The sequence below is a fragment of the Moraxella bovis genome (genome assembly GCF_025985205.1).
Taxonomy (GTDB): Bacteria; Pseudomonadota; Gammaproteobacteria; order Pseudomonadales; family Moraxellaceae; genus Moraxella; species Moraxella bovis.
In genome coordinates, this window is the sequence record NZ_CP087840.1 from 1,710,624 (window position 1) to 1,722,943 (window position 12,320).

Below are 12,320 nucleotides of genomic sequence, written 5' to 3' on the forward strand. Positions count from 1 at the left end.
TTTACATTATAAAACCCGATACAGGGTTAGCATTTCATCATCATTCACAACCGCCAATTGTTTAAAGTCGTGATGGCTATATAAATCAAGCAGTTTGGCAATGGGTTGGCATTCCAAAATAACGGCACGACCGCCAATTAACTGTTTGGCTTTTAATAATATTTTCTCAATTTCATTAAAAATATCTGCCAGTTTAATGGGGGTTGTCGGCAATTAAACTATTTTTACCAATTTGTCCAATCAAAAACACTCGGATTTTATTGGCGTTTTTATTAATGCCATCCAATTGCTTAATTTCAGATTTGCTTATTTTATCTACTTGCAAATCCACTTCCTTAAACGATAATGAAAAATACGCCAATATTTCGCCCATTTCTGACAAAATCAAATAAGTTCTGGCATTATGACTTTCTTCAAATCGTAAGGCTTTTTGGTGCAAAAATCGCTCTACATCGGGATTTTTTGGACAAGCAAATTCCTTTAATAAAAGTTGTATTTGTTCTTTGTTGCGACCTTGTATGTCATACAATTCCTGCAATGCGATAATCGTTAGCATAACTTACTCATTCGCTTTTGTAGCAATGCCAATACTTTATTTTTTTGCTCAATTTCATCTTGCGTGGGTTCAAGACTGATTGGTTTTGACGGTTTGGCATTTTCTAAATCATATAAAAATTGCTCAATCGCCTTTTCATCACGCACAATAAATTGTTTGTCAAACGATGCGGTACTCATTTTTAATCCTATCTTAGAAATTGCACTATTCTTTTATCATAGTGCAATTTTTTGTCAAATTCGGTGCTTTATTAAATGGCGTAAAGAATGCTACAATCTCATCATCTTTATCAACGACAGCAAACATTTGAGCATTACCAATTTTATTAATAAACATCATTTTGAATACATCGTTTGCTTGTGGCTTAACCGTCAAATTATCAACAACAAAAGTATATTCCACATCATTTGTCAAAGGTTTTTCAACAACTGTATTGCTAGCTTCATCTCTATAACCGAAACTAATAACAGGTTTGTCTAAACCATTTGGATAACATTTGATGGTTATCTCAAAGAAATTAGGTCTAGGCGTAACAATATTGTAAGTATATTCATCAGAATTGTTTTCTTTTATATGCCAATAATTCAAAGCCGAATGAGCATTCATAGCAAACAGAACACTCAAACCGCATAATGCTTTTACTGCAAATTTTTTCATTATTTTATCAACCTGTTTTTATTAAATTTTAAAAAAATCACTCATCATTCTCTTTGGGCAACCACTTCTCCAACGCTTCTTTTTTATGAGCTTCATCCGCCAAAGGGAAACCCAATTTGGCACGAGCAATGGTATAACTCTCCGCCACTTTACGAGCCAAAGTGCGTACTCGCAAGATAAAGCGTTGGCGTTCGGTAACACTGATTGCCCCACGCGCATCAAGTAAATTAAAACTGTGAGACGCCTTTAACACTATTTCATAGGCAGGCAATGGCAGATTGACACCAACCAAACGGTCGGCCTCGAACTCATAAAAATCAAACAGTTCAAAGAGCTTTTCCACATCGGCATATTCAAAGTTATAGGTGGACTGCTCAACTTCGTTTTGGTGGAACACATCGCCATAAGTTACTCGCCCAAATTCGCCATCCGTCCATACAAGGTCATAAACGCTGTCCACGCCTTGAATGTACATCGCCAGACGCTCCAAGCCATAAGTAATCTCGCCTGTGACAGGAAAGCACGCCAAGCCCCCCACCTGCTGAAAATAGGTAAACTGGGTAACCTCCATGCCGTTTAGCCACACCTCCCAGCCCAAGCCCCACGCCCCAAGCGTTGGCGACTCCCAGTTGTCTTCCACAAAACGCACGTCATGAGTTAGTGTATCAATACCTAACGCCTGCAAAGAGCCCAAATACAGCTCTTGGATATTGGCAGGATTGGGTTTTAGCACGACTTGAAATTGATAATAATGTTGCAAGCGGTTGGGGTTGTCGCCATATCGCCCATCGGTGGGTCGCCGAGACGGTTGTACATAGGCGGCGTTCCATTTTTCAGGGGTCAAAGCACGCAAAAAAGTGGCGGTGTGAAAAGTCCCTGCCCCCATTTCCACATCATACGGTTGCAAAACCACACAGCCACGCTCTGCCCAGTAGTTTTGTAGGGTTAGGATAATTTGTTGAAAGGTAAGTGGTTGTTTTGATGTTTGTGCCATGGTCATCACTTTTGGATTTGGTAAATGACTTATTTTAACACAAATAGACAAGATAAAAAATGGTTATGATTTTAAGTTGCTAAGATTTTTACAGATAAATGGCGAATGACAGAGCAGATTAAAGGGTTGGGGATATGATTTTGCTTTTAAAAACAAAGAACCCTTGAAAAATCAAGGGCTTGTAGTTGGTACCAGTGGTCGGAATTGAAAACCTAACCTAAGTTATTGATTTTATTAGGGGTCATTTTCAAAAATGCCGTTTAGGGTACAAAATAGGGTACAATGCTTTCAAGTCCACGCTTGTTCACTAAAATTATTTTACCGCTCAATTTGCCCCATATCTTAGTAAAAATTCACCATTCATGCAACCTGCATGTCATAAGATTATCTCATGTTTAAAAAATACAAAAACGTAAACATGATAGCATAGTCATGTTTATGGCGTAAACATATCTTACTTATCATGTTTAAAAAATCGCATTTTATCAACATAACAAAACAACCTATTATCGTACTGCTCGCAAAAACCAGTTTCGCATTTCAAATGCGGAATTACTCTTGCTCTCGTACTGCTCCGAAAAGTCTTTTTTTTATAATGTTCAAATACCCCCTTTACTGGTCAGAAAAGTACACCAACGGCAGGCGTGGATTTTGGTTTTTAAATCTAAAATTGCCATCATGAAATGTTTCTAAAATTACATAAAATTACCGTTTTTTTGCCCATAAAAAAATAAATTTCTGTATCTGCATTTTTTTGTGGTGTACTTGGTGTACTCGGTGTACCGGCCTTATGTGGCAAGGCTTTGACGATTTTAAAAATGGTGTACTTTATCAAAAAAACGGTGTACGGTACACCGTTTTGAAAAAATTAAAAAAACCCATGATTTAATTATGGGTTTTTTGTGTTAAATTATGTTGCTATGGCTCATTGTCTAAAAACGTCAAAATTTCATCTTTGATGGCATAAAATAAACGTTTTTTGCCATTGATTTTCTTTTGGTATTGTTGTCGGTGGCTTGCCGTGGTAAGATTGACCGCTTTTAGCATTTGGTAGGCTTGCCTAATCGGTAGCGGTTCGCTGACTTCGCTAAACCCTGCACTTGTGAACAAATAAAGGCGGTTTTTTTCATCAATACAGCCTAGAAAATTGGGTTTACCGTCCGTCCAGTTATTTTCTAGGTTCTCGGCTTCGTGTCTTAGGCTTGCCATGCGTGAATATTGGTGTCGCTCTATGGTGTGGACGATACGCTCCACTAGGGCGGTTAATTCCAAATCGCCATGCTTGCCATGTATGGCTAACCAATCATCAAAACACGCCTTGACCGCTTGTGTGGCTTGTCCTGCCTGCCAATCTGTAACCCCTGCGACTGTGGCAAGCTCGCCCACGCCTGCAACGATAGCAAAGTGTTTACACACTCTCATTGCCTGACTGCTTAGCCCATCATACAAATTAGTAAAATCATGAATAAAGGCTTTAAGCTGTGCCAAATAGTCGTGGGTGGTAAGATAATCAAGCCATGCAACCCCTGCCGTGCCGTGATAGCGTTTGGCATTGTCTCGCAAACGCTCGGCTAACTCATGACCGCTTTTAAACCCTGCTAGGCTGTCAAACATGCCGTATTTTGCTTCGGCATTGATGTGGGCTAGGCGTACCGCTTGACCTGCCTTTATGCTTTGCCCTGCTTGCTTTAAAATGCCGTCTAAGGTGGTCTCTCCTGTGGATAGGTAAGCAATCCGCCATTTTTTGCTGGGGCGTGTGGTGGTGTCTTTGTTCATGCGTGTTTTGCCTGTGCCATTGCCTAGCATATACACCACGCTCCCAACTTGCTTAGGCTCGCACTCGCCCAATTCATCAAGGGCTAAAAAGCCGTCATTGTGCATGCTTGCGACGCTCTCCATGCCGTTGCCTGTGGCTTTCCATGTGCGGACAAACTCACGTCCGCCCCACACGCTTGCCCCCATGTTTAGGGCAAGGGATTTACCCATGCTAGATGGACCCACAAAATGAAAACCTAGGCTATCCGCCCCCAATGGCTCTAACACCGCCCCTGTGAGTGATACACACAAGGCAAAGGCTAAGCGGTTATGGTTAATACATGGCTTGGATATGTGTTCTTGCCACTCGGCTAATGTACCCTGCTCACGATAGCCATGCTCTATCTGCTCGGCTTGTAATACCACGCCATCGCCCCAAATCTTGTGTGGTAGGGCGTATGCCGTGCCGTGCCAACCTACATTATCCACACACAAAAGTTTGTCGGTACATGGATGAAATTGGATATAAGCGGTTAATAGGGCTTTGGCTTTGGCGGTTGTGCCAATAACAAGCCCCATGCTGGCAAGCGGTCTTAGGTACTCTCGCCCATCACCCATCAATAAATCATTTGGCATTGCCCATGTCTTTTGTGTGCCGTCTGGGTCGGTAAAGCGTAACAGCTTGCCCCAATTACCGCTTGTCTTGTCTCGGGTTTGTCCGTCAATGTACAAGGCATTTGATAAAAATGTCTCGGTGGTGTGGTCGGTTTTGCTATCTAACTTGGTATAAAACAGCTTACCATCTTTGATGACAAAATGACCGCCCAAATAGGGATAATCAAGCTCTTTGATGATTTGGGTGTCTGTGTCATTACCCTTCAACCGCTCTATGGTGTTCTCCACGGGGTCTAGGCAGGCGTGTATCTCCACGTTTGGCAAATTGCCTATTTTATTTTGTAGCTCGTCCGCTTGGTGTTTGCCTATGGGCAAGATTAGGCGGTGTGTTTTGCAAAAGGTTTTGGCAACCTTGTCAATATTGCCAAATGCCATCAGTACACAAAACCGCTCTCCCATCTCTTTTAGGGCAAAAGACAAATCTAAGGCGGTGAATAAATCATCTACTAGGTAAGCACACTCCGCCCCCAAATCGCCAAACACGCCTGCCCCTACCTTTTCACGGTGGTTTAGCAAATAGGGCTTGGACGGCTTTAAAATTGCCAAATTGACCGCTTGCCCTTTGGGGTTTTTGACAATCATACCTAGATTATTGGCGGTTTTGATGGCATTAATATCATCATCAATCCACACAAAGGATTTGGGGGATAGCTCCCCCATGCCCTGATAGATGGCGTTAATCTGGTCGGTGGTGGCAGGCGTGTAAGTTTTGATAAGCTCGCCAATGGTGTTAATCTCGCTCATGCTTGCCCCCCATTGTCATTATCACAATCATCAAAAAATAACGATACTTTGGCTTTCTCAATGTGGGCTTGTGGGTAGTCCTGTGCAAGCTGTGTGGCGAACGTGTGGGCGGTGTCAAAGTCGCTAAACTCTTGGTAAACGTTTGGCTCTTTGCATAGGACGGTATAAAGCACCTTTACCGCTCCTTGTGGGGTGGTGTCAGTGTTCTGACTTGATGTAATCTTGATGTTGTCGGTGGTGTTCATTCTGCACCCCCTAGAATGCGATTTAAAGCCGTTTTTGGCTTTGGGGTGCTTTGCTTTAAAGCGTGTATGGCGTTGCTAATGGCATTGGCACGGTCTGCATAACCCATGTATGGGTTTTGCTCGTGCATGGCATTGTAGCGGTGGTATTCGTCTGTTAGGACGGCTAAGGAGTGGGATAAGATTGAGTTTGTCATAGTGTAGTTACCTTTCGATGGTTTGAATAACACCCTAAAAATAGGGTGGGCTGGAAGTTCGAAAACCGCTACACTAACGGCGTGTGGTATTGGGTATTTCCACACCTTCCAACCCAAAAGAAAGGCAACCGCTGACAAAAAGGCGGTTAAATTCTGATAGGCATAAAAAATCCACAGATTTCGCTTGTGGTGTGCGAGTGTAAAGCAGTTTTCGACGCTGCGATGGCTATTATCGTCCACACTATCAGTTTTATCAAGTGAAATAATTTCATTAACTTGTGATTTACATTGAATTTCATTCATAGTAAAATATCCTTGTGGTGGATTTCCCCTTGCAAAGATTGGCAAGGGGTTTTTTATTGCCCTGTTTTCGCCTGTGTTGCGTTCTGTGGCGGTTTAGGGCGGTGGGTGGTGTCTTTGCCTATGGTGGGGCTTGGACGGCTAAAAAGGGGCTTTCATGGGGTTTGTTTCTCAAATGGGCGTTTATCGCTCGCCATGGGGTTGTTTCTCATTCAAAGTAATACCCTTGCCCAACTTTGGGCAACCCCATTTTTTCGCTTGTACAGTATTTCCCGAAAAAGTCTATTGCTTAACCAACAAATGCGGTTCATCAATCACTTCTTGAATATACCCGCCATGTTCTCTAAGCTGTTTGGCGTGTTCAAGGCAAATTATGGCATGGTCTTGGTACATGGTATCGCCTTTTAGTTCATGGGCTTGCAAAAATAGCGTTGCCATGCAGTCGTTTTTGTCGGCGTGTGCGTTTAGGACATTCACAACTTTTTGCAGATAATCAATATCAATCATAAAAATTTACTCCCATGGGGTTGTTTCTCATTCATGTGATTGATGATTTTATCAAGCTGTCTGGCGTGAACGTCTAGGCGGTCTGTGATGTTGTCTAGCACGTCCGATACGCTTTGATTACTGCTTGCTTGACTGATTTTGCCTAGTAGCTCGGTTGTGGTATGTAGGTCGTGGGACAGTTTGGTTAAATACGCTTTTATCATGGTTTATACGCTCTGTTTTGTGGAAATGAATGTCAAGTTTTTTCAAGTTTCCAAAAAATCTTGCTTGGATTTGAAAACGTGGCAAAGGGTCGTATCTGAAAATACAGCCCTTTGGTTAGCAAACAAGTTAGTAAGGTTTTCCATGGACTTGTATGCGTACTGGTGAACAGCAAAGTGAACAAGGAAATGCTTGGTTAGCAACTTGGTTAGCAAGGTTTTTCATAAATTTATGGAATACAAAAATGAAAAGTATTAGTTTCCAAAAAAGTTTCCACGGTACGCAAGCTGGTACGCAAGATTTACACGCCATAGCCTTTAATCTCGCCTGCCTTGACTTTGGCGATATAGGTTTTATCTAGCCAATAGCACGCATAACGTTTGCCATCGGCATTCTCTACCGTCTTTGACAAAATGGGTACACCAAAATGCCGTCTAAGCTCGCCTAGTCGCTGTGATAGGGAAAAGCACCCAAACAGATTAAGGGCGGTGATGGGCGTGATTGATGCCCCTGTCATTAGGTGGTTGTAGATGTCCTGGCGTTGGCTCATGCCAAATTCTCCCATGTGGTCGGATTAGCTAACCACTCGTTTACTTCATCGTTTCGCCATACAGTAACGCTGGCATTTAGTCTTTGGGGTTTGGGAAATTTGCCATGTTTGCATTTACGCCATAGGGTTGTCCGCCCAAAGGGTAGTAGGGGCAAGATGTCTTTGGCGGTAGATAGTCCGCCTTTTGGTAGGGTTTGCATTACATACGCTCCGATTTAAAAGGATTGGAACGCATGATAAAAAATGACAAAAAAATAATCCTTTCATTAGCAATTTCATTTTTTATAAATGAAAAATCAATGAAAAGATTATTTAAATAGATGATTGATTTTAAATGAAAAATAATAAGATAAATTTCATTGTTTTTGTTGCAAATATTTTTTGCTTTCTGCAAATTTCTTGGTTAGTGTGCTTTCGGATAAGCCAGTAATTGCATTATGTCTAGCCATAATCTCAATGATGAGTTTTGCTTGTGTATAGGGATTTACTTTGACATTAGCTAAGGTTTCTATGACCGCCCCCAATATCAATAAATCATCGCCTTGTGGCTTGATGACTTTGGGTGTGCCTTGCTTTTTAAGCTCGTCCACACGCCCCCTTAATTCGTCTCGTTCATCAATAATACTTTGTAGGGTGTAATAATCAATATCCACGTATTCATCACAAATGGGGGTAGGGCTTAGGGCGTTTTCTAGGTCTTTTTGTTTTACTTCTATGCCATCACTAACAAGGTATGATAAAAAGCGTTTTTTGCCAAAACCTAGATTATAAATAGGATTGGTTGGCTCTATTTGTTTTTGCTTGATACATTCGGTCAAGCTATCAATAATTTTTGAATAAGTCATGGTAGCAATGCCAAAATGCCATTCTGCATATTCTGAACAGTAATTATTTTTCTCATCACAATAAACGCTTTGACAACCATCATTTGTCAAATATAGCTTTGATTGATAAGGCATGCACTCAATAATATAGTCTAATGCTTCATCTAATGGCTCATCTAAATATATCACACTATCAAACAAAGAAATAAACTCATTATTAAACTTTTCTTGTCGCTTTTGTTTGGCATCTGATAACAATCCCATTTTACACCTCAATAAAAACTCAACTTAATACACAATTTTCAACTTTTCAATGTCATACCTTAACAAATAAAATAGCAGGCGTGGCGGTCTAAGGTATGAAAAATAACCGCCGTTCGGTAGCTACTCCTAGCCTTGCAAAAGGGTTAAATTATTGCAATTTCTCAATGGGGAAAATTAAGCGGTTGCCGTCAAATGGCATAAAGCCCATATTTTGATAATATTGGTTTAATGTGTCGGTTTTTGGGTCAATGATGATAAATGCCATACCGCTAAATCTAGCAAACTTTTTAATGCCCAAAAAGGCGTGGGCAAAAATTACTTTGAATAGCCCTTGCCCTTGATAGCGTTTATCAATGCCAATTCTACCGATTAAAATAGCGGGGATAACTTTGGGATAGCCTTTTAACTGATGGTCGGTTATTTGGCTGTTGGATAGGGTGTAAAATGCCTTGATGGTTTCGCCATCTGCCAAAATGTGTGTAACACTAATATTCTTTTTGGTGTGTTGGCTCGCTATGGTTTGTAAATAGCGGTTAATATCATCATTACCACAATCAAAATCCGCTTTGTTATGGTGTTTGGCAAGTACTTCAAAATCCATAACTTGCCCCCAATGCCAAAATCTCTTTTAGGGCAGGCGTGGGCGGTGTAGGTTTATCCAAAATGGCTTGTAGGGCTTGACTGTCTTTCTCGTTCAAAGTGAAATTGGCGGTATCGCTGTTTAAGCCGTGCATTTCTGCCAAATCATCGCTTGGAAATTTTTGTGCCAATAATTCGCCAACGCTTACGCCTTGCCTTTTGGCGGTGGCAATAATGACTTGTTCAATGTGTGGAGGAATGTCTAACATAAGGCTGTCCTTTTTATTTGGTGGTTTTAAATCGCTTGTTTATCGGTGTTGGTTAGCGTGGGGAATTGCACTTGAAAACTGGCGGAAAAAATCACGTTCATGCCGTCTTTGCCCCACTAAGCCATTTTTCCAAACTCTCCACACTCTCTAAGGCGTGGGGTGGTATCGGCTCGGTAACACCGCTATTGATTGCCTTATCCAACTTGTCAATGTCGTAATGATGTTCATAAAACCAATCATAGTAGGCTTGTTCATCATCTTGGGCAAAGGTTTGTAATAGCAGTTCATCAACACTTACGCCCCTTTGTTCGGCTCGTGTGATAATCATCTGCTCAACGTGTGGGGAAATGTCTATCATCTTGGTTTTGTCCTTAAAATAATTCGCTATGACTGCCTAACCTTGCCAATGACAAATATTCATCATCTTTTTGATAAATAAGCAATAAATCAGGCTTGATGTGGCATTCTCTAAAACCCTTGTAATTGCCGATTAAATCATGGTCTTTGTATTTTGGTGGCAGGGTTTCGTTATTGAGTAGCAAATAAAGCACTTCTATCAAAGCGGTATCAAGCTCGCCATGCTTTTTAAAGTCTCTTTTAAAGGCGTTTGAACGTTGTAGTTTAAGCATTTAAATCCGCCATAAGCTCATCAAGTGTATCAAATTTCTTGCCCTGTCCTGCCATAAGCTCGTCTATGGCTTGTTTGGTTTCGCTGTTTGGCATATAGGCAAATTCTAGGGCTTTTTCATAAACGCTATTGATACAAAACTGCTCAACGCTAATGCCCTGTACATTGGCGATACGTTCAATAATGTGGGCGGTGGTCGGTGGTAGGTCAATAATCATGGTTAATCCTTAAATATCGTGATTGTTTTGCCGTCTAAGGTGGCATGGATTGACAATTTACCGCCTAAAGCTGTGATGTATCTATCAAGCGTGGATAGCTGTATATCGCCCCCATTCTCTATCTTGCTGATGTTGGCTTGTGATACGCCCATTTTTTGGGCTAACTGCATTTGTGATAAATTGGCGGTGTGTCTAAGCTGTGATAATGCTGTCATGGTGTCGCTCCGATAATTGGCTAATTATAACATATAAGTAATAAAGCCAAAACCCTTGATTTACAAGACTTTGCCAAAAATGGTGTACGGTACACCACAAAGTACACCGTTTTTTTAATAAAGTACACCATTTTTTAGTATAAGTACACCGTATTTTTAACGCTAAACCCTTATAAATAAAGGGCGGTACACCGAGTACACCATAATTTTTAAAAACTTAAAACTCAATTTTTTCACGCCTGCCATCTTGACAAGAAAAAGCCCCAAACTGGGGCGGTTCATTGTAGCAACCTGACAATCTCATCTTTGCCAATCATGTTTATCAAGGCTTGCAAAATCTCGTTAGGCTTGTTGCGATACACGCCTTTATAATGCGTGGTGTCCTTGCCGTCTGCCAAATCGTCTATGTAGTCCGCCCACGTCTGCATAAGCTCACACCGCTTGGTGTATAAATCGGCTCTCATGTAGGGATTATCGCCCCCTTTGACAACATGACCCAACACCATCTCGGTTATCATGTCGTTATAATCAAGCTCCTGCATGAGTAGGGTTTTGGCACTTGACCGAAAGCCGTGTGATGTGTGCTTGTTTTTGTACCCTAGCTTGTGTAAGGCTTGGTTGGTGGTGTTCTCGGATATTATGCCATGCTTGCTTTGGTCGGAATAAAATACCTGCTTGCGGTGTCCTGTGTGGCGGTGCTGTTCTTGTAATATCTTGATGACTTGCCTGGATAATGGCACGGTCATTTGTTTAACCATTTTAAAACCGTTGTCGCTTTCGCCTTTGATTGGGGTAAGCTCCCATTTGGCATTATCCAAATCCAAATCCGCCCACGCCATCGCCCTAATATCGCCAATTCTTACGCCTGTGTAGGCAAGTAGCATAAGGCAATGATAAGTACTTGCCCCCATGCGGTTATCGTGCTTGATGTCGTGCATGAGTTCGCCAAACTCATTAGGTTTAACCAATGCTTGACGGTTGCCATAGCTAACCGTCTCTAAAATGTGGCTTGTTTTGGCGTTAGCGATTGGCTCGGCTGGGTTGGTGGTGCAATATTCATGAACCGTTGCCCATGCGAATAAATCCACAATCATGCCCCTACACCTGACGGCTTTATCACTTGGTTTGGTGGGGTCATTGCGTTGGCGGTGGGTAGTTTCTATGTCCTGTAATAGCTCTATCAAATCGGCGGTGCTTATCTCATTCATGGGCGTATCGCCAAAGCGTTTGATGAATAGATTTAGGTTGTATTGGCGTGTTTTTATCGTGTCTTTTTTGCCCCACGGCTGTGTTTTTGCCCACGCCATACAGACAAGGCGGAATTTATTTTTTTCTTGACGTTCTTTTTCTTTGGCTTGTTTGGCGTAATGGGTTTTGGGGTCAATGTCTTTTGAGATAAGCTCGTTTAGCTCCTGCCATTTGTCAAATGCCATTGCCATGCTGACGGTGGGATAATTACCCAAAAATTCCTTGTGGGTGTGTCCGTTCTTGGTGTAACGATATACCCATTCTTTGGTTTCGCCCTTTTTGGTGGCTCGTACTCGGATAGATAGGCGTGGTTTGCCGTGTACTTTGGCATGATATTCTTTTTGGTCTGCTTTTAGGGCGATTATTTGCTTGTCGGTTTTAACTTCTATCATGGTAAATTTTTAGGGTACAATTTAGGGTACAAGTATTATGAACCAAAATGAAACACCCTGCAACACCAACAAGAAACAAAAAACCCCGAAAACCTTTATTTTATGGGGCTTTCGGGGCTATTTTGGATTTTTTGAAATGCTTTGAAAAGCATGAATGGTACCAGTGGTCGGACTCGAACCGACACGCTTATTAGGCAACGGATTTTGAATCCGTCGTGTCTACCAATTTCACCACACTGGCATGAGCGGTTAGCTTGTTTGCTATGGGTGCGTATTATAGCTTATTTTAAAATTTCGTCAAGGGG

19 protein-coding genes, 1 tRNA gene and 1 pseudogene are annotated in these 12,320 nt (G+C 41.6%); all 21 read right to left on the minus strand.

Translation table 11 applies throughout. The features are described from left to right. Positions 1-6: 6 nt before the first annotated feature. The 21 genes and pseudogenes from LP107_RS08470 to LP107_RS08570 all read right to left on the minus strand — a co-directional run bounded on the left by LP107_RS08470 (position 7) and on the right by LP107_RS08570 (position 12,256). A complete protein-coding gene (locus LP107_RS08470; RefSeq protein WP_228157801.1) occupies positions 7-213 on the minus strand; it encodes a hypothetical protein in 207 nt (68 codons plus the stop codon). Continuing rightward, positions 194-556: a hypothetical protein gene (locus tag LP107_RS08475; protein ID WP_228157800.1), complete on the minus strand. Its 363-nt coding sequence runs from the start codon at positions 554-556 to the stop codon at positions 194-196. Before LP107_RS08475 ends, LP107_RS08470 begins: the two co-directional genes overlap by 20 nt. Then, entirely contained in the window at positions 550-735 is a 186-nt protein-coding gene (locus LP107_RS08480) for a hypothetical protein (protein WP_078273512.1), read from the minus strand. The genes LP107_RS08475 and LP107_RS08480 overlap by 7 nt, the downstream gene beginning before the upstream one ends. A 25-nt stretch (positions 736-760) precedes the next feature. Beyond that, the gene (locus tag LP107_RS08485) at positions 761-1,213 is read right to left on the minus strand and encodes a hypothetical protein (RefSeq protein ID WP_078273511.1); all 453 of its coding nucleotides are present in this window, start codon (positions 1,211-1,213) and stop codon (positions 761-763) included. Positions 1,214-1,250: 37 nt separating this feature from the next. Further along, on the minus strand, positions 1,251-2,207 hold the full coding sequence (gene glyQ, locus LP107_RS08490; protein WP_264676237.1) for a glycine--tRNA ligase subunit alpha: 957 nt from the start codon (positions 2,205-2,207) through the stop codon (positions 1,251-1,253). A 918-nt stretch (positions 2,208-3,125) separates the two neighbouring features. Then, complete coding sequence (locus tag LP107_RS08495) at positions 3,126-5,381, minus strand: DUF927 domain-containing protein (protein ID WP_264676020.1); 2,256 nt, start codon at positions 5,379-5,381, stop codon at positions 3,126-3,128. Then, positions 5,378-5,626 carry a hypothetical protein gene (locus LP107_RS08500; protein ID WP_264682754.1) on the minus strand — a complete coding sequence of 83 codons (249 nt, stop codon included), beginning with the start codon at positions 5,624-5,626 and terminating at the stop codon, positions 5,378-5,380. The genes LP107_RS08495 and LP107_RS08500 overlap by 4 nt, the downstream gene beginning before the upstream one ends. Then, the gene (locus LP107_RS08505) at positions 5,623-5,820 is read right to left on the minus strand and encodes a hypothetical protein (RefSeq protein WP_078273508.1); all 198 of its coding nucleotides are present in this window, start codon (positions 5,818-5,820) and stop codon (positions 5,623-5,625) included. The genes LP107_RS08500 and LP107_RS08505 overlap by 4 nt, the downstream gene beginning before the upstream one ends. 582 nt (positions 5,821-6,402) lie before the next feature. Continuing rightward, positions 6,403-6,627 carry a hypothetical protein gene (locus tag LP107_RS08510; RefSeq protein ID WP_078273507.1) on the minus strand — a complete coding sequence of 75 codons (225 nt, stop codon included), beginning with the start codon at positions 6,625-6,627 and terminating at the stop codon, positions 6,403-6,405. Next, positions 6,624-6,830: a hypothetical protein gene (locus LP107_RS08515; protein WP_078273506.1), complete on the minus strand. Its 207-nt coding sequence runs from the start codon at positions 6,828-6,830 to the stop codon at positions 6,624-6,626. Before LP107_RS08515 ends, LP107_RS08510 begins: the two co-directional genes overlap by 4 nt. A 299-nt stretch (positions 6,831-7,129) precedes the next feature. Continuing rightward, positions 7,130-7,378 carry a helix-turn-helix domain-containing protein gene (locus LP107_RS08520; protein WP_115369716.1) on the minus strand — a complete coding sequence of 83 codons (249 nt, stop codon included), beginning with the start codon at positions 7,376-7,378 and terminating at the stop codon, positions 7,130-7,132. After that, positions 7,375-7,578, minus strand: a complete 204-nt coding sequence (locus tag LP107_RS08525; RefSeq protein WP_078273503.1) for a helix-turn-helix transcriptional regulator — start codon at positions 7,576-7,578, stop codon at positions 7,375-7,377. The genes LP107_RS08520 and LP107_RS08525 overlap by 4 nt, the downstream gene beginning before the upstream one ends. A 156-nt stretch (positions 7,579-7,734) precedes the next feature. Next, complete coding sequence (locus LP107_RS08530) at positions 7,735-8,466, minus strand: hypothetical protein (protein ID WP_078273501.1); 732 nt, start codon at positions 8,464-8,466, stop codon at positions 7,735-7,737. A gap of 148 nt (positions 8,467-8,614) precedes the next feature. Continuing rightward, complete coding sequence (locus LP107_RS08535; RefSeq protein ID WP_078273500.1) at positions 8,615-9,067, minus strand: hypothetical protein; 453 nt, start codon at positions 9,065-9,067, stop codon at positions 8,615-8,617. Beyond that, on the minus strand, positions 9,057-9,314 hold the full coding sequence (locus tag LP107_RS08540; RefSeq protein WP_078273499.1) for a type II toxin -antitoxin system TacA 1-like antitoxin: 258 nt from the start codon (positions 9,312-9,314) through the stop codon (positions 9,057-9,059). Before LP107_RS08540 ends, LP107_RS08535 begins: the two co-directional genes overlap by 11 nt. A 97-nt stretch (positions 9,315-9,411) precedes the next feature. Further along, entirely contained in the window at positions 9,412-9,672 is a 261-nt protein-coding gene (locus tag LP107_RS08545) for a hypothetical protein (RefSeq protein WP_078273498.1), read from the minus strand. Positions 9,673-9,685: 13 nt separating this feature from the next. After that, positions 9,686-9,943, minus strand: coding sequence for a type II toxin-antitoxin system RelE/ParE family toxin (locus LP107_RS08550; protein ID WP_078273497.1), 258 nt, complete (start codon positions 9,941-9,943; stop codon positions 9,686-9,688). Continuing rightward, the gene (locus LP107_RS08555) at positions 9,936-10,160 is read right to left on the minus strand and encodes a hypothetical protein (protein ID WP_078273496.1); all 225 of its coding nucleotides are present in this window, start codon (positions 10,158-10,160) and stop codon (positions 9,936-9,938) included. The genes LP107_RS08550 and LP107_RS08555 overlap by 8 nt, the downstream gene beginning before the upstream one ends. Before the next feature lie 2 nt (positions 10,161-10,162). Beyond that, a pseudogene (locus LP107_RS08560) lies at positions 10,163-10,378 on the minus strand (helix-turn-helix domain-containing protein); the annotation flags it as partial. A 275-nt stretch (positions 10,379-10,653) separates the two neighbouring features. Continuing rightward, positions 10,654-12,015, minus strand: a complete 1,362-nt coding sequence (locus LP107_RS08565; protein WP_078273494.1) for a tyrosine-type recombinase/integrase — start codon at positions 12,013-12,015, stop codon at positions 10,654-10,656. A gap of 155 nt (positions 12,016-12,170) precedes the next feature. Next, positions 12,171-12,256 (minus strand) — tRNA-Leu (locus tag LP107_RS08570). Positions 12,257-12,320 lie beyond the last annotated feature (64 nt).

Excerpts from the sequence above, each read along its gene's own strand:
- LP107_RS08480 (WP_078273512.1), bottom strand. The coding sequence starts at position 735 with ATGAGTACCGCATCGTTTGACAAACAATTTATTGTGCGTGATGAAAAG.
- LP107_RS08530 (WP_078273501.1), bottom strand. The coding sequence starts at position 8,466 with ATGGGATTGTTATCAGATGCCAAACAAAAGCGACAAGAAAAGTTTAAT.
- LP107_RS08545 (WP_078273498.1), bottom strand. The coding sequence starts at position 9,672 with ATGATAGACATTTCCCCACACGTTGAGCAGATGATTATCACACGAGCC.
- LP107_RS08525 (WP_078273503.1), bottom strand. The coding sequence starts at position 7,578 with ATGCAAACCCTACCAAAAGGCGGACTATCTACCGCCAAAGACATCTTG.
- LP107_RS08550 (WP_078273497.1), bottom strand. The coding sequence starts at position 9,943 with ATGCTTAAACTACAACGTTCAAACGCCTTTAAAAGAGACTTTAAAAAG.
- LP107_RS08520 (WP_115369716.1), bottom strand. The coding sequence starts at position 7,378 with ATGAGCCAACGCCAGGACATCTACAACCACCTAATGACAGGGGCATCA.
- LP107_RS08505 (WP_078273508.1), bottom strand. The coding sequence starts at position 5,820 with ATGACAAACTCAATCTTATCCCACTCCTTAGCCGTCCTAACAGACGAA.
- LP107_RS08510 (WP_078273507.1), bottom strand. The coding sequence starts at position 6,627 with ATGATTGATATTGATTATCTGCAAAAAGTTGTGAATGTCCTAAACGCA.
- LP107_RS08555 (WP_078273496.1), bottom strand. The coding sequence starts at position 10,160 with ATGATTATTGACCTACCACCGACCACCGCCCACATTATTGAACGTATC.
- LP107_RS08475 (WP_228157800.1), bottom strand. The coding sequence starts at position 556 with ATGCTAACGATTATCGCATTGCAGGAATTGTATGACATACAAGGTCGC.
- LP107_RS08485 (WP_078273511.1), bottom strand. The coding sequence starts at position 1,213 with ATGAAAAAATTTGCAGTAAAAGCATTATGCGGTTTGAGTGTTCTGTTT.
- LP107_RS08535 (WP_078273500.1), bottom strand. The coding sequence starts at position 9,067 with ATGGATTTTGAAGTACTTGCCAAACACCATAACAAAGCGGATTTTGAT.
- LP107_RS08495 (WP_264676020.1), bottom strand. The coding sequence starts at position 5,381 with ATGAGCGAGATTAACACCATTGGCGAGCTTATCAAAACTTACACGCCT.
- LP107_RS08500 (WP_264682754.1), bottom strand. The coding sequence starts at position 5,626 with ATGAACACCACCGACAACATCAAGATTACATCAAGTCAGAACACTGAC.
- glyQ (WP_264676237.1), bottom strand. The coding sequence starts at position 2,207 with ATGGCACAAACATCAAAACAACCACTTACCTTTCAACAAATTATCCTA.
- LP107_RS08565 (WP_078273494.1), bottom strand. The coding sequence starts at position 12,015 with ATGATAGAAGTTAAAACCGACAAGCAAATAATCGCCCTAAAAGCAGAC.
- LP107_RS08515 (WP_078273506.1), bottom strand. The coding sequence starts at position 6,830 with ATGATAAAAGCGTATTTAACCAAACTGTCCCACGACCTACATACCACA.
- LP107_RS08540 (WP_078273499.1), bottom strand. The coding sequence starts at position 9,314 with ATGTTAGACATTCCTCCACACATTGAACAAGTCATTATTGCCACCGCC.